The organism is Pseudomonas xanthosomatis, from assembly GCF_019139835.1.
GTDB classification, from domain to species: domain Bacteria; phylum Pseudomonadota; class Gammaproteobacteria; order Pseudomonadales; family Pseudomonadaceae; genus Aquipseudomonas; species Aquipseudomonas fakonensis.
The window spans coordinates 5,264,606-5,279,904 of sequence record NZ_CP077075.1; the positions used below are offsets into that span (position 1 = coordinate 5,264,606).

At 65.2% G+C, this 15,299-nt stretch carries 20 protein-coding genes; all 20 read right to left on the bottom strand.

Annotation, left to right across the window (positions count from 1 at the left end; genetic code table 11):
- Positions 1 to 70: 70 nt before the first annotated feature.
- A complete protein-coding gene (locus KSS93_RS23225) occupies positions 71 to 553 on the bottom strand; it encodes a CinA family protein (protein WP_217886150.1) in 483 nt (160 codons plus the stop codon).
- Positions 554 to 610: 57 nt separating this feature from the next.
- Positions 611 to 1,108, bottom strand: a complete 498-nt coding sequence (locus tag KSS93_RS23230) for a lysis system i-spanin subunit Rz (protein ID WP_217888790.1) — start codon at positions 1,106 to 1,108, stop codon at positions 611 to 613.
- Positions 1,105 to 1,656 (bottom strand): glycoside hydrolase family 19 protein, encoded by a 552-nt coding sequence (locus KSS93_RS23235; protein ID WP_217886151.1) that lies wholly within the window; start codon positions 1,654 to 1,656, stop codon positions 1,105 to 1,107. The genes KSS93_RS23230 and KSS93_RS23235 overlap by 4 nt, the downstream gene beginning before the upstream one ends.
- Before the next feature lie 166 nt (positions 1,657 to 1,822).
- Complete coding sequence (locus KSS93_RS23240; protein WP_217886152.1) at positions 1,823 to 2,863, bottom strand: phage late control D family protein; 1,041 nt, start codon at positions 2,861 to 2,863, stop codon at positions 1,823 to 1,825.
- Between the two features lie 31 nt (positions 2,864 to 2,894).
- On the bottom strand, positions 2,895 to 3,101 hold the full coding sequence (locus tag KSS93_RS23245; RefSeq protein ID WP_217839925.1) for a tail protein X: 207 nt from the start codon (positions 3,099 to 3,101) through the stop codon (positions 2,895 to 2,897).
- Positions 3,076 to 3,921 (bottom strand): phage tail protein, encoded by an 846-nt coding sequence (locus KSS93_RS23250; protein WP_217886153.1) that lies wholly within the window; start codon positions 3,919 to 3,921, stop codon positions 3,076 to 3,078. Before KSS93_RS23250 ends, KSS93_RS23245 begins: the two co-directional genes overlap by 26 nt.
- 10 nt (positions 3,922 to 3,931) lie before the next feature.
- Complete coding sequence (locus KSS93_RS23255) at positions 3,932 to 5,860, bottom strand: phage tail tape measure protein (protein ID WP_217886154.1); 1,929 nt, start codon at positions 5,858 to 5,860, stop codon at positions 3,932 to 3,934.
- A 125-nt stretch (positions 5,861 to 5,985) separates the two neighbouring features.
- Positions 5,986 to 6,288 carry a phage tail assembly protein gene (locus KSS93_RS23260; RefSeq protein WP_217886155.1) on the bottom strand — a complete coding sequence of 101 codons (303 nt, stop codon included), beginning with the start codon at positions 6,286 to 6,288 and terminating at the stop codon, positions 5,986 to 5,988.
- An 11-nt stretch (positions 6,289 to 6,299) separates the two neighbouring features.
- Positions 6,300 to 6,809 carry a phage major tail tube protein gene (locus KSS93_RS23265; RefSeq protein WP_217839929.1) on the bottom strand — a complete coding sequence of 170 codons (510 nt, stop codon included), beginning with the start codon at positions 6,807 to 6,809 and terminating at the stop codon, positions 6,300 to 6,302.
- A 13-nt stretch (positions 6,810 to 6,822) separates the two neighbouring features.
- On the bottom strand, positions 6,823 to 7,989 hold the full coding sequence (locus KSS93_RS23270) for a phage tail sheath subtilisin-like domain-containing protein (protein ID WP_217886156.1): 1,167 nt from the start codon (positions 7,987 to 7,989) through the stop codon (positions 6,823 to 6,825).
- Positions 7,990 to 8,119: 130 nt separating this feature from the next.
- The gene (locus tag KSS93_RS23275) at positions 8,120 to 8,572 is read right to left on the bottom strand and encodes a gp53-like domain-containing protein (RefSeq protein WP_217886157.1); all 453 of its coding nucleotides are present in this window, start codon (positions 8,570 to 8,572) and stop codon (positions 8,120 to 8,122) included.
- The gene (locus KSS93_RS23280) at positions 8,569 to 8,934 is read right to left on the bottom strand and encodes a phage tail assembly chaperone (protein ID WP_217886158.1); all 366 of its coding nucleotides are present in this window, start codon (positions 8,932 to 8,934) and stop codon (positions 8,569 to 8,571) included. The genes KSS93_RS23275 and KSS93_RS23280 overlap by 4 nt, the downstream gene beginning before the upstream one ends.
- 9 nt (positions 8,935 to 8,943) lie before the next feature.
- The gene (locus KSS93_RS23285) at positions 8,944 to 11,388 is read right to left on the bottom strand and encodes a phage tail-collar fiber domain-containing protein (protein ID WP_225917243.1); all 2,445 of its coding nucleotides are present in this window, start codon (positions 11,386 to 11,388) and stop codon (positions 8,944 to 8,946) included.
- Positions 11,381 to 11,992, bottom strand: a complete 612-nt coding sequence (locus KSS93_RS23295) for a phage tail protein I (RefSeq protein ID WP_217886159.1) — start codon at positions 11,990 to 11,992, stop codon at positions 11,381 to 11,383. The genes KSS93_RS23285 and KSS93_RS23295 overlap by 8 nt, the downstream gene beginning before the upstream one ends.
- 1 nt (position 11,993) lies before the next feature.
- Positions 11,994 to 12,875: a baseplate assembly protein gene (locus KSS93_RS23300; protein ID WP_217886160.1), complete on the bottom strand. Its 882-nt coding sequence runs from the start codon at positions 12,873 to 12,875 to the stop codon at positions 11,994 to 11,996.
- Positions 12,872 to 13,198, bottom strand: coding sequence for a GPW/gp25 family protein (locus KSS93_RS23305; RefSeq protein ID WP_217886161.1), 327 nt, complete (start codon positions 13,196 to 13,198; stop codon positions 12,872 to 12,874). The genes KSS93_RS23300 and KSS93_RS23305 overlap by 4 nt, the downstream gene beginning before the upstream one ends.
- A 108-nt stretch (positions 13,199 to 13,306) precedes the next feature.
- Positions 13,307 to 13,492: a Com family DNA-binding transcriptional regulator gene (locus KSS93_RS23310; protein WP_217839935.1), complete on the bottom strand. Its 186-nt coding sequence runs from the start codon at positions 13,490 to 13,492 to the stop codon at positions 13,307 to 13,309.
- Between the two features lie 13 nt (positions 13,493 to 13,505).
- Complete coding sequence (locus KSS93_RS23315) at positions 13,506 to 14,087, bottom strand: phage baseplate assembly protein V (protein WP_217886162.1); 582 nt, start codon at positions 14,085 to 14,087, stop codon at positions 13,506 to 13,508.
- A complete protein-coding gene (locus KSS93_RS23320; RefSeq protein WP_217886163.1) occupies positions 14,084 to 14,581 on the bottom strand; it encodes a hypothetical protein in 498 nt (165 codons plus the stop codon). Before KSS93_RS23320 ends, KSS93_RS23315 begins: the two co-directional genes overlap by 4 nt.
- Positions 14,578 to 14,931 carry a phage holin family protein gene (locus tag KSS93_RS23325; protein ID WP_217886164.1) on the bottom strand — a complete coding sequence of 118 codons (354 nt, stop codon included), beginning with the start codon at positions 14,929 to 14,931 and terminating at the stop codon, positions 14,578 to 14,580. Before KSS93_RS23325 ends, KSS93_RS23320 begins: the two co-directional genes overlap by 4 nt.
- Positions 14,932 to 15,299: the final 368 nt, after the last annotated feature.

Consider the following 15,299-nt stretch of genomic DNA (forward strand, 5'->3'; position numbering starts at 1 on the left):
CCGGAATACCTGTATAAGTAGCCAGTATTATTCCACAGGGATTCGTTTTGGCAAACCCCCGCCGGGCGAATTACTCCGCGCCAAGCTGTAACAAGCCGTCTAACGCGGCGATTACCGTTTGTCGACGCACCGCTTCGCGGTCACCGTCGAAGTGCCGCCGCTCGCTGCTCACATGGTTTCCATCGGCCCACGCCAGCCACACGGTGCCCACCGGTTTGGCCGGCGAGCCGCCGTCAGGGCCGGCCACGCCGCTGACCGCCACGGCAAAGCGCGCACCGCTTGCAGCTTGCGCGCCGCGCACCATGGCTTCGACCACCTCCTGGCTGACCGCCCCGACCTCGCCGAACAGCGGGGCCGGCACGCCTAGCTGGCGGGTTTTCTGAGCGTTGGAGTAGGTGACGTAGCCGGCCTCGAACCAGGCCGAGCTGCCGGGGATGCGGGTGATCGCTTCGGCAATGCCGCCGCCGGTACAGGATTCGGCGGTACTCACCTGGGCGTTGAAACGACGCAGGTGTTCACCCAGGCGGGCGGAAAGAACGGTGATCGGGTCCATGGCAGGCTCCTGGCGACAATGCGCCCTACCCTACCACCCTCGCCCATGCTGGCAAGCCTAGCGCGCCAACGCCCGCACGTAGGCCTGGCAGGCACGCAACGCAATCAGTCCCCGGTCGCCGTCGTCGGTGATACCGATAATTCGTCGAGCATGCGCCGGGTCAATTCGGGCGCGTACGGGGCCATCATCCACGCCGCCGGCGCCGGCGGCGGCAGGCACTGCGGCGCAACCGGCGCTGCGCTCGACCAGGACCGACAACCGCAGGTCGCTAGTAGCAAGGCGATCACGCAGGCGAGCCTGGGCATCCTGGGCATCGTTAAGCTCCTTGAAATGTTGCGCTTCGCTGTCGTGCAGGCGCTGTTCCAATGAAAGACGCTGCTCACGCTCGGCCAGCAGCAGGTTATGCAGCGCCTCGGCCTGGTCCAACCGCTGCTGCACCAGAGCCTGCTCCTGCCCGGCCAGCAGCCGCCCGTAGCGCCAGGCCTGGGCTTGCCAGGCCAATGCCGCAGCCAGGGCCACCAGCGCCAGGCACACGCCGAGCTGCAAGCGACTCAGCACAGCACCTCCCGCGCCCGCGCCCACAGTTGCAGGCGCTCGGTCAGCCCGTTCAGCCCGCCATTGATGTGCCGGGTAATGCGGTTGAACTCACCCTGGTCAGCCAGCGCATTGAGCCCGCGCGACTGCCAGAACCACGCCGCCGACTCGCACGCCCAACGCGGCTGTTCGAGCATTTGCGGCTGCGCCAGCAGGCGTTCGTCACCGAACAGCGCGCGGCTGCAAGCCTGGTAGTTGTTGCGCCCGGTCACCTGGATCAGGCCGCGGCCGCAATACAGCTGGCCGTCGCCATCGGCCTCCGGAGTATTACCCAACCGTCGGGCCAGGCTGCCGGTATCGTAGCGGGCCAGGTAGCGCTCGCCGCCCAGCTCCTTGACGTAGCGCAGCTGGCCGGACTCATGCCCGACCTGGGCGAGAAACGCCGCGGCGCGCTTGGGGTGGTCGATTTCCCAGCGGGCCATGGCCTCGTTGAGCGCGGGCAAAAATGCCGCGACCCGTTGGCCGGCGAGGGGGTAGATGTCACTTAGTTGCCTGGCGGTCAGCACCATGGGTGCAAGCTCCTTTGCTGTCTGGTCGAACGGCGGCCGCAGCCGCCGGCGGGGTCGCTCAGGGGCGATGGGTTGAAGCGCGAGGCTTTCATTGCAGGTGACGAGACGGCCTTGGGTTACCCGTGCCGACCACAAGAAGAGCAGGCGAGAAACAGCGCCCGCAGGTTCAGCCCTGGGCTTTGAGCGTCCCGGCCTGGCGCGTCGCGCTGCCCTTGGCCCGGGCCTTGCCCTGCTGGCCGCCGTTGCACTGCACGGTGGTGCGCCAGCCGCTGCTGGTGAACACCTGCTCCACCGACTCGATCAGGTACGCGCCGTCCAGCCCGGCCATGAAGCCGCGCACTTCGATGCTGCGCTCGGCGAACAGGTCGGTGCGCCCGGGCAAGTCCAGGCGCACGCTGGCGGTGTCGCGGTTGAAGCTGGCCAGGCGCGCGCGGGCCGCTTGCTCTGCCGCTGCGCGGTTGGGGTACAGGTGGCGGTCGGTGTACACCGGCTGCAAGCCGTCCGGCGCTTGCTCGTTGCCCAGCTCGACCGCCTGCAGGCGGCCACTGGCGCTGTCCTGGTGGCGGGTACGCACAGCCTTGTGGGTGGTGCGGTCGGCCAGGCGAAACTGCCACTGGCTGACCTCGCTGCGCTGCAAGGTCACCACCCCCAGCGCCTGGCCGCTGGCGCTCTTGCCTGCCTGGCGCGGCAGCACCAGCAACTGGCCGTTGGCGAGCTTGGCGGTGCAGTCGTACTGGCGGGCAACGCGGGTGATGAAGTTGAAGTCCGACTCGCTGTACTGGTCGATGCGCGGTATCAGCGTGGCCACCGAGCACACCGCCTGCCAGCCGTTGCGCGCGGCCAGGTCGGCGACAATACGTTGCAGCGTGGCACCCTCCCAGCTGCCGCTGCGGATGGTCTTGCCCGAGCCACGCAGGTCGCTGGCCTTGCCGCGGATCACCAAGGTGTCCGGCGGGCCGGACAGCTCGACCTCATCGACGGTGTAACGCCCCAGCAGGCTCAACGCCTGCCCGGCGTAACCCAGGTGTACCGCCAGCAGCGCGCCACGGGCCGGCAGTGCCAGCGCGCCGTCGCGGGCATCGATGCGCAGTTCGAACTCGTCCGCTTCCAGGCCCGGCTTGTCGGTGGTGCGCATCAGCAGCAGGCGGTCGTTGATCAGCGCGGTGATGTCCTTGCCGTCGGCCTGGATGCTGAATACAGGTTTCATGGCTGCGCCTCCTTAGTCACTCCCATATTTGTCAGTCCCATAATTGAAGGGTGTCGCTGGCCGGCGCAGGCAGCTCCGGCAACACGATCATCACCCCGGCGCGAAACGGCTGCGCTTCATCCGCCAGGCCCTGATTGGCATCCAGCACCGCCTCGACGGTGCCGGCAAGGTGCCCGTAGTAGTGCTGGCAGAGGGTGTCGAGCACATCGCCCTCAGAGGTTTTGCAGGTCCTGGCCATAGCTTACGAACTCCAGTGAAAAGCCTTGTTTGCGTGGAATGCCGCCAGCCTGCAGCAGGCTCTGGTCCTCCTCGATGCTGGTCAGGCACCAGTTGCCGAGCACCTCGCCGTAGCCTGTGGTCAGCGACAGCGGCAGCAGTTGCCGGCCGATGCTGCGCAAGGTCTGCAACTGGCCGAGCCCGCCCTTGAAGCCTGGGAAGATGGCACCGCGAATGCTGATGTTCTCCTCGCCCAGGCTGACCGCCTGCTGCGCGCCCTCGCGGCCGAGGCGTTCCTGCCCGGCCCAGCGAAAGCGTGTCTGCCGGCGCAACTGGTCGAAGGCGGCGGTGTCGAGGTTGAAGTAGTAAGGCGCCGCGCCCGCCTTCAGCGGCTGCAGCACCAACAAGTGCGGGAACGGTTTGACCGCCTCGGCGGCAGGGGTGGCCTCGGGGGCAAAGCCCAAGGTCTGCAGCACGCCGCTAACCGTGGCACGCACCTCCCCCACCACCCGGCGCACCGCCGCGGTGGCCTTGGCCACGTGGCCGGCGAAGGCGTCGATGCGTTCGCGCACCTGGCGCACCACCGCCACCGCCTGGTCGTACTTGGCCACTACCTTGGCCACCCGCGCCTGGGCCCGGTCGATGGCGCGCATGGCGCGTTGCAGCTTGGCGCCGATGATCGGGCCAACCACCGGCAGGCCCTCAAGCTCGGTGACCGCGCCCTGGACGTGGTCGATGGCCTCGTTCATCGGGTCGAGCATGGCGTCGACCCGTCGACGCCCCGCCTCCCCCGCCTCGACCAGGGCGTGCAGCGTGGCTTGCAGCTGCTCCAGATAGGTCATCTATTGCTCCTCAAACGTAGACCGGGTCGGTCAGTTGCGCGGACTTGGCGCGCTCCATCAGGTCGGTTAACGTGCGCCGGGCGATCTGCTCCAGCTGTTGAATCACCGATGGGTCGTCCAGGCTGTTGTTGAAGGTGACCGGCATGTTGGCGGTGAAGGTGAATTGCTGGTTGGCAGGCAAGGGGGCAGTTGCAGCTGAAACCGGCGGCGCTGCGGCAGGCGCAGTCACCGCCGAGGCAGCGTCACCCAGGGCCGGCTTGACGGGTGCCTCGCCCTGGGCAGGGCCACCGCCAATGACCCTGCCCAACCAGCCACCGGCTTCTTCGCCGCCCATGCCGCCGACAAAGCCACCGATCAACCCGCCGATCAAGGTACCGACTACCGGCACGACCGAGCCGATGGCCGCCCCGGCAGCAGCACCGGCCAAGGTTCCGCCCATGCCGCCCAAGGCCGATCCATAGCCTTCGGCCTTCTCTTGCGGCGTGCCTTCGCTGGTGTAAACCTGCGCCAGTTGCATGGCACCATCGACCAGCGCCCCGGCGGGCACGCGCTTGAGCAACCCGCGGGCCACTTGCCCCCCCGCACCCGCCAGCTTTGGCACAGAAGCGGGCGCCCGGCTACTGGTCAAACTCATTGCCGCATCGCCCACGCCCTTTCGGCTGGCCACAGACTGCGGCGGCTGTGTGTAACCATTCCTGCGGGCCTTGCGCTGGCCCTTCCTGGATTTCTTGGACGTTGCGTTCCGGCCGCCAACGGCCCCGCCCAATGCGCCGAAATTGGTCACAAACACGTTGACCGGCTGTGACCTCGCGCCAGCGGAAAGCCCCTCGCCGCCCTGGCTCCCAGCCTTTTTGAACAGGCCTTTGCCCGTCTCGAATACGCCTTTGCCCAGCTGGAAGGTTCTGTAAGCCCCGGCCGCCAAAGTAGCCAGGCCCGCCACCGCGGTCAGGCCCACGACCACCCGCGGACAGGCATCCGTCAGGTCGGTAAGCCCTTGCAACAACTGGGTGGCTTCATCGGCGACGCCATCACTGAGCGGGCGCATGCCATCGCCAGCACTGCGCAAAAGGTCATTCCAGGCATTCTGACTCTGCTGCCACTTGGTACCAGACTGCGTCAGCCGCCGGGCCAAGTCAGCATCCAAATCGCCGCCCTTGTCGCCTTGCATGGCGCGCATCCGCTCACGCATGGCGCTATCGCCGCTGAAATCGACGGAGCCCTTTTCGCTGGCCTCCAAGAAGCGTTTGACCATCTCGCCGGCATCATCGGCGCCATTGGCCGATGCCCTCTGGGCCTGCAGCAATGCGCCAAGTTCGCGTACGGCATCGAGCGGGCTTTGCTTTCCGTCCATGGCGGGCAGCAACTTGGGTATCCATTTCGCCAGTTCAGCGCTGTCGAAACCGCCGTCTCGCGCCTGGGCCACCAACAGGCCCAGCCCTTCTCGCAATGCCTGCGGCTGCTTCAGCCCAGCTTGCTGCAGGGAGCGCATCAAAGCCGCCGTGTCGTCACCTTCGACGCCCTGCCCGTAGGCGAAGGTCGTCGCCGTGCCCAGGTTGTCCCTGGCCTGCTGCAAGGACATGCCCTTGTCCATCATCTGACCGACCAACCGGGCTACCTGGTCGCGCGACATGCCACTGCCTCGCGAGGCGGCTACCACCTCCCTGGCCAACTCGGCCTCCATTGTCGCGCTGGCGCCCGACCTTTGCCCAATGGCACCGATCAGCGCCTGATAGTCGCCGCTGACCTTTACTGGCTGGTAAGCAGCCTTGAGCGCCGTGGCGATCGACGAAAAACCGGCTGCGCCGGTAGTGAGTGCCGTCGTCGTGTCGGCATCGCGCTTGAACGCGTCGAGCTGGCGCTCGATCTGTGCAAGCGCCTTTCCCACCGTCGGCTCGACGGTGGCACCAATGTTCAACGTTACCGCTGCTTGTTCAGCCATCCGTTCCTCCTGACCCGTCCCCGAGCCACCAGAGCATGTCGGGGTACGACATGCTCATGATTTCGCTCGCGGAAAAGTTCAGCTCCGTGGCCAGCCGCCGTGCGGCGGCCTTCTGCCGGGCAGGGTCAAAGCTCGTCGTCCTGCACCAGGCGAAAGTAGCCGGCTTGCAGGCGGCTGTAGTCCTTCAGGGCCAGGCCCTCGAGGTCCTTGACACCCACTTCGGCAAGCGAGGCGAACAGGTTCAGTTCACGCTGCTCGTCGTCTTTGGCGCCGCCCGCCTGGGCGTTGCGGATATCACGCACGGTGGGGGCGCGCAGCGACAGGCTGTCGACCTGCACGCCGTTGGCCTCACTGGGGCGGGACAGGCGCACGGTGACGCGCTCGGCGTCGACGCTCAGCCACTGCGGAAGCTTTTTCGCTTGAGCCATGTGCAGCCTCCTTACAAGCCAAGGGCGGCGCGCTGGGCGGCCAGCTGGTCGGTGCCGTCGATCACCCGCTTCATGCCGATGGCGTCGATCTCGTAGATCAGGCGGCCGTCGACTTCCAGCTTGTAGTAGGTGACGCTGACGCCGTGCTTGATCTCGGCCTTGTCGCCGGACTTCCAGTCGCCCATGTCGATTTCTTTAAGGGTGCCGCGCAGGGTCACCACCACCGGGTTGATCTGGCCCTTGAGGCCCTTGAAGGCGCCGCGGAAGGTGCCGTTGAAGCCGTTGCCGTCGGCCAGGCCGAAGAACTTCAAAGCCTCGCGGCGCACGCCGGTGGTGGTGAAGGCGGCCTCTTGCTTTTCCATGCCCTGGTCCATCTCGACCGGCATGTCCATGCCACCTGGGCGGTACTCTTCCATTTTCAGGGTGAGCTTGGGCAGGGTGAGGCTGGGCACGTCGCCCTGGAAGCTCACGCCATCGACGAACAGGTTCAGGTTGGCCAGTGTTTCGGGAATCATTGCCATGTAAATGCGCTCCTTAAGCGGCGGAATCGAGGACTTCGGTCAGCCACTGGTTGGTGACTTCGACGCGGAAATTGGGGTTTTCGGCAGGGGGTACGTCGGTGAAGCGGATGTTCCAGTACACCTTGCCCTGCTCCAGCTGGCTGGCAGTGTTCAGCTCGGGGTCGGCGTAGACCTCGAAGTTGATGATCGCGCCCTGGTTCTTCAGGTCGCGCATGAAGGCCTGCAGGCCTTCGGTGACGTCCTTCACATAGGTGGCGGTGATGGAGCGGTCGACGGCCCACTTGTGGCCGTAGAGGATCGCGTCCATGACGATGTCCATGGTGCGCACGCGGGTGACGAAGGCCCATTTCGGGTCGCTGGACAGGGTGCGGTTGCCCCACAGGCGGAAGCCGTCATCGCGGATGATGGTGGCGATGTTGGCGTTGTTCAGCAGGTTGGCGCGGCAGGTGTCGTCGCCATCGAGGAACTCCACCGCACGGCTGGTGCCGGTGATGCCGACGAACTCCTTGTTCGAAGGCGAGGCCCAGAAGCCGTATTCACGGTCGGTCCAGGCGAACAAACCGGCCACCCAGGCCGAGCCCGGTGCGTCCACCGTGGCGGCTTCGTCGTTGTCCCAGTAGCGCACGCCCGGGTCGACCAGGAACGCGCGCTTGGCGCCGAAGTTGCCGGCGTAGGCGATGGCCGCCTCGTCGGTGGTGTTGGGGCCGTCGATGATGGCGATGGCGCGCAGCTTGTCGGCAAGGGCCACCAGCGCGGTGCCGACGGCGTCGGTAGCGCTGTGTTTCGGGGTGACCAGCAGGCGTGGCTGGGCGTTGAAACGGCTCTTGCCGTCCAGCAGCGCCTGCAGGCCGGTGCGCTTGCCGTCGGCCTGCACGGTGCCGATGATCGCCGCGGTTTGCTCGGCCGCGTCGCTGAGCTTGGCCACGCCGCAGGCGACGATGACCGCCTTGGCGCGGGTGTAGATGGCGCGGCAGGCCTTGGTGATGGCCGCATCCTGGCCGAACGCCGTCACCGCTTCGCGCTCGCTGGTGATCAGCACCAGGTCGCCTGCCTTGGCGGTGGCGCCAGCGCCTTCGGTGAAGGTGTCCACCAGGCCGATGATCGAGGAAGACGGCAGCGCGATGCTGCGGGCACCGGTGTCGACGTTGGTCACGGTGACGCCGTGGAAGAATCCACTCATAGGGGTTTTGCTCCAGATTCAGATATGAAAAGGCCCCGCGAGGGTGCGGGGCCTTGAGGGGTGTTTTGCGGGTGAAAAAAAGCCCCGGCGGTGCGGGGCTGTCAGGTTTGGCATTGCGCGATAGCGCTAATCACCGCCCAATGGCAAAGAAGTTGATATACGCGCTTGCCACGCTAGTGACCTGGTAAATGTCCTGCCTGTTGGCCATGAATCCTTGCAAGGTAGTTGCACTTATCTGAGCCACGATACCGTCGTTTTGCCTTGCTTGGTCGTAGCCATAGGCAACTTGCAAATTGAACAATTCGGCAGGAAACGGGATTGGGAAAACAACCTCGTACTCTTTGTCGCCGACTGGTGTGGCAATGCGCCCCCATTGAATGATCAGACCGCCAAGCCAGGTAGGAAACGTTAAGTATCCGTTTTGCGAGAGCTTGGCCGCAAAGCCCATACGCATCCGGCGCAAGCTCAACCACTTGCTACCTTGCGCAGAACCAGCGGTTACTTCCGCCTCACTGATTTCACCTTGCAGGGCAAAGTCCTGCACCGCTTTGTCATTGACGGCAAGGTTATCGGCGCGGCTCATTGGTCACCTCCAAGCTGTTCCAGGAATTGCGGAGCCTGCGGGCGTTTCGCGGCATCGGGGAAGGCTTCGGATTGCGGCCAGTCACGCAACGCCTGCATGTGCACCAACAGCTCGGCGAACTGTTCAGAGGACAGCGTGGTCGTAGCGCCGATCTCAAGCTGATCGCGGTGACGGTCGCGTAGCCAGATCAACCCGGTGAATTGTGTGTTGCGCCAGCCCCGCTCTTCGTCAGCACGTTGCTGAGGGCTTACGAAAGTCAACTCTTCACTCTCTCCAGGCAACCACTCCTCGGCATAACCCGGTTGACGATTTGCATATTGACCGGTGATCTGGCCTTGTTCATTTCGTTGTACGAATGGCATAGATTTTCCTTAATCAAGCTCGCTATAGCCGAGTGTTGAAATTGAATAGAACCCTGCAGACGCGTTATTCAACTGCATCTCGACTGCCCCTGATGCGTCAGAAACCACATCAAAAGAGAAAGCACCGAAATCCACATCCGAAGTATTTAGACTTTGGCCGACGCCCCAAGCCGCCAATGCTGCAGCATTGTTCGCAGTTACCCACTTTATTGAAGCAACATTAGCGTCTGTTGGACGCAGATATACAGTGGACGCAGAGCCCGTGAAGCCGACATGCAAATGAACAAGCACGCGCTTACCCCGAGGCACAGACAAAGTGAGCGTTCTTGTGCTGTCACCGCCCGCCATAGAACCCGCCCCATCCTTGATAGGGGATTGGAAAAGGAACCGCCGCCCGACATTGATGAACGGGATGATTTCATTCGCTTCATTGGTGGCGATCGACGCAATTCGCCGGACCACACCGTAACCCGCAGGCAACATCGGGGCTGAAGCACTCAACGAGAACAACAGGTCAGCTTGGCCGTCGGTGATCTGCTGGATCATGAAGACGTTGTACCAACTGTTGGCCGTTCGAACACCAGTATCGAGCTTGTTGCCACCAGCCCCTGGCGTCCAGTTACCCACCGCCTGCAACACGCCAGTGATGGCGCTATTCAACTCGACCGGGTTACCTGCGCCCCTTGCGATACCTGGCGCTACATCGATGGCTGTGGTTGGGGAAACGGCGTTGACGGACAAGCCGAGGCCATGAAGGTAGTACTTGGGGATGCCTACAGCGACTTGCGCTGCGAGCGCAGCCACATCGATGTTTCCTTGGTTGACCGGCGCGTTCCAGGCCTTGATGCACCACATCACTGCCAAGTTGCGCGGCCGGGTTTCGGTAGAAGTACGTGCTGAGCGGGACAGATCAAACGTCATAAATCGCAACGGAGAACCTGACCCAGCAGCAACGGCATTTAACGCATCTCCCACTTGGAAAGGGCCTGTTGCGTCTCTACTCGAATCGTTCGCAGGGACCATTCGACCAACGGAACCCGTTACGTTCTGTAAAGAGTCAGTTTGATTCGTACCAATCCCACGCCCGACATCCACACCCAGGCCATGATCCCAACCCCGCAGGAACTCACCACGAGTGTCCGGCAAGCGGAAGAACCCTGCCCCTTCATCGCCCTTGTCGAACGCCCCGCCCAAATACGCCGCCAGATCGGGATAGATCGCAGCGCTGTACGCACGGCCGTCGACCTCCAGAAACCCTGCCGGCACGGCATCGCGTGGAAACGGCAGCATGGTCCCGACCGGCAGCGCCGAAGCAGTCAACATCAGTGCCTGCACTTCAGCCTTGGTATAGCTGTCAGCCGACTGAAACGCGCTGAACGCCAGAATCTCCACCGAATCACCAAACGCACAAGCCGTACGGAAGATGATCTTCTGCCCGTCAGCCTGGTAGTCGGTCACCTCACGCCCGTTGCGCAGCACGATGGTGCTGCCGATGGTGTGGGGCACGTTGAAGGTGGTTTGCCCCACCGAAGCTTCGAACGAGAAGCGCTCGAACGCCTTGCCGGCGCCGACGCCGCCACCGAGCTGGAAGTAGGTGCCGTCGTAGTTCAGGTCGTACAAAGCGCCAGCGCGGATATCACCGGCCACCAGGTCCACCAGGCCAGCGCTGCCGGCCTTTTTCACGGCCACGGCGGCCAGAGTATTGATGCGCGCGGTCACGGCGCCGGTGTTGCTGGCACTGGCCTGGAACTGGAAACGCTGGCCGGCGGCGTAGGCCGCAAGCGCCGCTTCGCTGCTCTTGAACTTGAGCATCAGGGCATCGCCGGTGCCGGTGGCAGCGCCCAGCCAGGCCAGTTGGCCGGCGTCCTTGGCTACATCCGCGCGGCGCAGGTACTGCGGGTGCGGGTCGGCGGCCTCGACGTGCGCCTTGATCTGGTTGCGGGCATACAGCTCGGCCGCTTCACGCGCCTTGTCGGCGTAGTCGCGGGTGGCCAGCACGATGCTCGGGTCGATCTTCAGGGTGACGTTGGCCAAGTTGCCGAACACCACGTGCATGCGGATGGTCTGGGTACGCCCGGAGCCCTGCGCCAGCAATGGTTTGTAACTCGGCGCGGGCATGGCCACGGCGATGAAGTTGCCGTTGGCGTCCTCCAACGCCAGCTCGCGGATCCACCAGCCGCCGATCTCGGGCGGCAGCACCAGTTCGGCCACCAGCACGTTGGGGTCGGCGGGCGACGGGTACAGCGCGTTCAGCTGCGCCCGGTACACCTGGCGCACCAGCGCGCTCTGGGTCGGCTTGGGGGTGGGGTCGGGGGTTTGCGAAGGTTCGCCGCCGGCATCGCCGATCAGCATGTGGGTGATGTTCCAGGGCAGCCCCAGCGCGGCGGTATTGGCCTGCTGGGCGGTGCCGACGTTGGTCAGGAACCCACCAAATTGAGTGGTTGAGTTAGCCATTTAGGTAGATGTCCAGTATGTCCAGTGTGTGGTCGTTCAGCCGTTGGCTGGCGGCCAGGTGCACGTCGATGTCCGCCGCCTCCCAGGGGAATACCTCGAGCAGCTCGCCATCGCTGACCACCAGCGCCTGGTAGGCCGGCAGCAGGCTTTCGAGGCTGATGTCCAGGCCGATCAGGTGGCGGCTGACGGGGCGTGCGTCCTCGATCAGGCGGCTCAGTTCCTGGTAGGTGTTTTCGTCGATGCCGGCGTTTTCCACCCCCACTTTCAGGGCGAAGGTGCCGGGCACCCCGAGCGGGTCGAGTTGCCACCATTCGCGCACCTCGATCAGGTAACCGAACGGCTCGACCACCCGGCGCAAGGCGCCGAGGGTGCCCTTGTGGGCATGTACGTAGAACGCCGAGCGGATTACCGAGCGCTTGATCGCCTCGCTCCAGTTGTCGTCCCAGCGGTCCACCGACCAGGCCCAGGCCAGTTGGTACAGCAGGTGCGCCGGGCAGGTGTCGGGGTTGTAGAGGGTGCGCAGGCCGGCCTTGAGGTCCTCGTCGGCGGCCACTTCCAGGGCCCGTTCCAGGGGCGTGCGGTTGAGCGGCAGGAGGCTTTGCATGTCAGCCTCCGCGGGCAAGGTCGAAGCCTGTGCACCAGGCGGCCTGGGCCTTGCTCGGTTGCAGGTCGGCCCAGCCGATCAGCTCGACCCGGCTGACGCCGTCGATGTGCAGCAGCGCATCGATGCCCGAGCGGGCCACTTCGACGCCCAGGCGCCGGCGCGGGTTGACCGAGGCCTGCAGGCGCCGGCGGCACTCGGCCAGAATGGCCTCGTACTCCGGGCCGTCGCCGGCCATGTGCAGCACCGCGTCGATGCGGTACGGCAGAATCTCGGCGCTGCGCACCTGCACCCGGTCGGCCACCGGGCGGATATCGTCGTCGTTGAGGTAAGCCGCCACCTCGGCGACCAGTTCGGCGCTGGCGCTGCCATCGCCTTCCAGGCTCAGCACGGTGACATCCACCACCGCAGGCGACGGGCTTTCGGCGGTGGCGTCGGCCACCTGCCCGGAGGCGTTGCGGGCATGCAGGATGTAGCTGTTGCGCGGGCCGGCGGTGGTCAGGCCTTCGTAGACCAGTTGCACCCGTTCGCGCAGGGCGTCGTCCAGCTCCAGCAGGGCCTCGACCGGCGGTGTGGCGGTGAGGTCTTCGGCCTGGATCACCAGGCGTTGCAGGCCGACGTTGGCGGCCAGTTGTTCAAGGTCGCGGCCTTCGGCGTAGGCCAGCAGCAGCGCCTTGGCTGCGTCGTTGATGCGCGCCCGGTTGAGCAGCTTGCGGTAGGCCCCCACCTCCAGCAGCTTGGTCACCGGGTCGCTTTCAAGGTTGGCGTTCCAGCTGTCGCCCAGTTGCGTGCGGAAGGTGTCCAGGTCCTGCTGGTAGAGCTCCTCGAAGTCGAGGTCTTCGAGCAGTTGCGGCGCGGGCAGTTTCGACAAGTCGACCTGGCTCATACGCTCACCTCCACCAGCATGTCGTCACCCAGGTAACGGCCGTTGAGGGCCAGGCTGACCTGGCCGTCGAGCACCGCCACCACCTTCACCCGCTCCAGCGCCAGGCGCGGTTCCCAACGCCCGAGGGCGCGGGCCACTTCGGCCTGCACTGCGCTCTTCCAGCCTTCGTTGACCGGCAGGTCGATGTAGCGGCGCAGTTGGCTGCCGTAGTCGGGGCGCATACGCCGGCTGCCGAGGGGGGTGGTGAGGATGTCTTCGATGGATTGGCGCAGGTGGGCAATGCCGCTCAAGGGTTGCCCGGTACGGCGGTCCATGCCGATCAAGGGGCACCTCCCGACGCGGGCGCACCCCGTTCGTGGGTATGCATAGCGTTCTCCTGTGATGCGAGGGTTGGCCCGGGCCGCGTTGCGGCCGTTTGCCAGCCCCCGCCTCTATTGCAGCGAGGGATGGGACGCGGCCGGGGCCGCGCTCAGGTCGCTCTCAGGCGATCGCTCGGGGCTCTGGGCCCTGGCATGGTTCAAGGTGCCGCAACGCGGGCACTTGATTTGCAGTTCAGTCAGCACGCCCATGCGGGCAAGCAGTCGCGAGCAGGTGCCGCAACGAAAATCCTTTAGCATCGCGGGCTCCTGCCTAGTGCTTGTGGTTGGCGGTGTTGCCGGCGGTATCGATGATCCGCCCGCCGCCGTTGATGTCGCCGCTGACGGTGAGCGGGCCGTTGACCGCCACCTGGCCGGCCAGGGTGATGGTCGAGGCCTCGACCGTGACCGAGGGCGCCTTCAGGGTGATGGCGCCGTCGTTTACCTCCAGCACACTGCCGGCCACGCTGATGGTGGCATTGCCGGCGGGCAGCTGGATGGCGTAGCGCCCGGCCTGCCAGTCGTAGCTCAGCGAGCCGCCGTCGTCGAAATGCCAGGCTTCTACATGGTCGCGGTTGTCCGGCGGGTTGCCGGCATTGCCGTACAGCCCAGGCACGAAAGTGCCCTGCGCCGGCTCGCCGCTGGGGCTGACCAGCACGCCCTGCTCGTCCAGGCTCGGCGCCCGCCAGTGCCGGGCCTTACCGGCGGCCAGCGAATGCCAGCGCACCCAGGCGCTGGTCCAGCCGCCGCCATCGGACACCCGCACCCGGGCGGCGGCCAGATCCACCGCCACCACCCGGCACGGGATCACCAGGGCAGCCAGCATGCGGTCGTGCATGGCACTGGCGTAGCTCATGCCAGGTCCTCCGGGCTGATGTAGCGGTTTTCGTTGCCGGTACCGGTATCCGGGTCGAAGCCCAGCATCAGGCTGCCCGGCGGTTGGTCCGGCCACTCCCAACGCGGCTCGCCCAGCAACACCGGTTGCTCCCAGCGCACCTTCCATTGCGCGCCCTGGTACTGCGCCTGCACGTTGCGAGTCGCCTCGACGAACTCCAGGCCCCACAGTTGCTGGCGCAACAGGTCCATCAGTTGCGCCGCCAACTCGCTGCCCTGCAACCGTGCATCGTTGCTGGCGTTGTCGGGGGTGATATCGGCCTCGAAGGTGACCGCCAGTACCGAGCGGCCATCCCTGGGCGCGGCGTCGGCGACCATGCTGACGATGCCGTGGCGCAGGGCCGGTAATGCAGGGCTGTTTCCTACAGCTGAATCAGCGTCGACTGACGCCAAATCCGGCATCGCCTCACGAATGGTGGCGGTGAGGGTTGCCTGTAAAGTGGCCAGCTGGCTCATGCATCCTCCTTCCATTGCTCAGTACCACTGGCCGGCTCGCGCAGGCCCAGGCGGCGGGCCGCCCAGCGTTCGTAAAGGTTGATGGCGACGTCGGCGCCGGCCATGGCGGTGAGGCAGCCAAAGGCCGCGGCGCTCCAGATAGACATGCCGCTGGCATACAGCAGCATGACCGTCGACACCCCGCAGACCATGCAGGCCCCGGAGCGCAGCGCCAGCCGCCGGATCAGCGCCCAGCCCCGGGCACCAGCCTTGTCGGCGCGCCACATCTCGCCAGACAAACCGCCCAGCAATGCCAGGACGATCACCAGCCAGAGCGGCATTTCCAGCAACGTCTGTTGCTCGTTCGTCACTGTCCTGTCTCCTGTGTGATGCCCGCCGGCGACATGCCGGCGGTGCGTATGGGTTGTGTGCATATGAATGAACGTGGCATTCCAAAGGGCCCGGTTCGCCAGGCCCTGCAGTAATGCGTTGTCCAACCGCCGGCCACGACTGGTGACGCCGTGCGGTTGCGCTTCAAATTGGTGACTCCGACCGCGGCCGCCTGCCCGCCGGATAACTGCTTCTGGTGCTTTACGCTGCACACCCGGGCCAGTTGCCAACCCTCTGAACAGTCGAGGCCTGTTCATCGCTGCCTGTGTAACAACCGGTTGCTGACCGGCTTGAGACACAGGTTATGCATTGATGCATATGCAGTCAATGCATTTTTTCAAGTTTTTAT

Bases quoted from the DNA above. Each gene is read 5' to 3' on its own strand.
- KSS93_RS23225 (WP_217886150.1), bottom strand. From the start codon at position 553: ATGGACCCGATCACCGTTCTTTCCGCCCGCCTGGGTGAACACCTGCGT.
- KSS93_RS23235 (WP_217886151.1), bottom strand. From the start codon at position 1,656: ATGGTGCTGACCGCCAGGCAACTAAGTGACATCTACCCCCTCGCCGGC.
- KSS93_RS23240 (WP_217886152.1), bottom strand. From the start codon at position 2,863: ATGAAACCTGTATTCAGCATCCAGGCCGACGGCAAGGACATCACCGCG.
- KSS93_RS23245 (WP_217839925.1), bottom strand. From the start codon at position 3,101: ATGGCCAGGACCTGCAAAACCTCTGAGGGCGATGTGCTCGACACCCTC.
- KSS93_RS23250 (WP_217886153.1), bottom strand. From the start codon at position 3,921: ATGACCTATCTGGAGCAGCTGCAAGCCACGCTGCACGCCCTGGTCGAG.
- KSS93_RS23255 (WP_217886154.1), bottom strand. From the start codon at position 5,860: ATGGCTGAACAAGCAGCGGTAACGTTGAACATTGGTGCCACCGTCGAG.
- KSS93_RS23260 (WP_217886155.1), bottom strand. From the start codon at position 6,288: ATGGCTCAAGCGAAAAAGCTTCCGCAGTGGCTGAGCGTCGACGCCGAG.
- KSS93_RS23265 (WP_217839929.1), bottom strand. From the start codon at position 6,809: ATGGCAATGATTCCCGAAACACTGGCCAACCTGAACCTGTTCGTCGAT.
- KSS93_RS23270 (WP_217886156.1), bottom strand. From the start codon at position 7,989: ATGAGTGGATTCTTCCACGGCGTCACCGTGACCAACGTCGACACCGGT.
- KSS93_RS23275 (WP_217886157.1), bottom strand. From the start codon at position 8,572: ATGAGCCGCGCCGATAACCTTGCCGTCAATGACAAAGCGGTGCAGGAC.
- KSS93_RS23280 (WP_217886158.1), bottom strand. From the start codon at position 8,934: ATGCCATTCGTACAACGAAATGAACAAGGCCAGATCACCGGTCAATAT.
- KSS93_RS23285 (WP_225917243.1), bottom strand. From the start codon at position 11,388: ATGGCTAACTCAACCACTCAATTTGGTGGGTTCCTGACCAACGTCGGC.
- KSS93_RS23295 (WP_217886159.1), bottom strand. From the start codon at position 11,992: ATGCAAAGCCTCCTGCCGCTCAACCGCACGCCCCTGGAACGGGCCCTG.
- KSS93_RS23300 (WP_217886160.1), bottom strand. From the start codon at position 12,875: ATGAGCCAGGTCGACTTGTCGAAACTGCCCGCGCCGCAACTGCTCGAA.
- KSS93_RS23310 (WP_217839935.1), bottom strand. From the start codon at position 13,492: ATGCTAAAGGATTTTCGTTGCGGCACCTGCTCGCGACTGCTTGCCCGC.
- KSS93_RS23315 (WP_217886162.1), bottom strand. From the start codon at position 14,087: ATGAGCTACGCCAGTGCCATGCACGACCGCATGCTGGCTGCCCTGGTG.
- KSS93_RS23320 (WP_217886163.1), bottom strand. From the start codon at position 14,581: ATGAGCCAGCTGGCCACTTTACAGGCAACCCTCACCGCCACCATTCGT.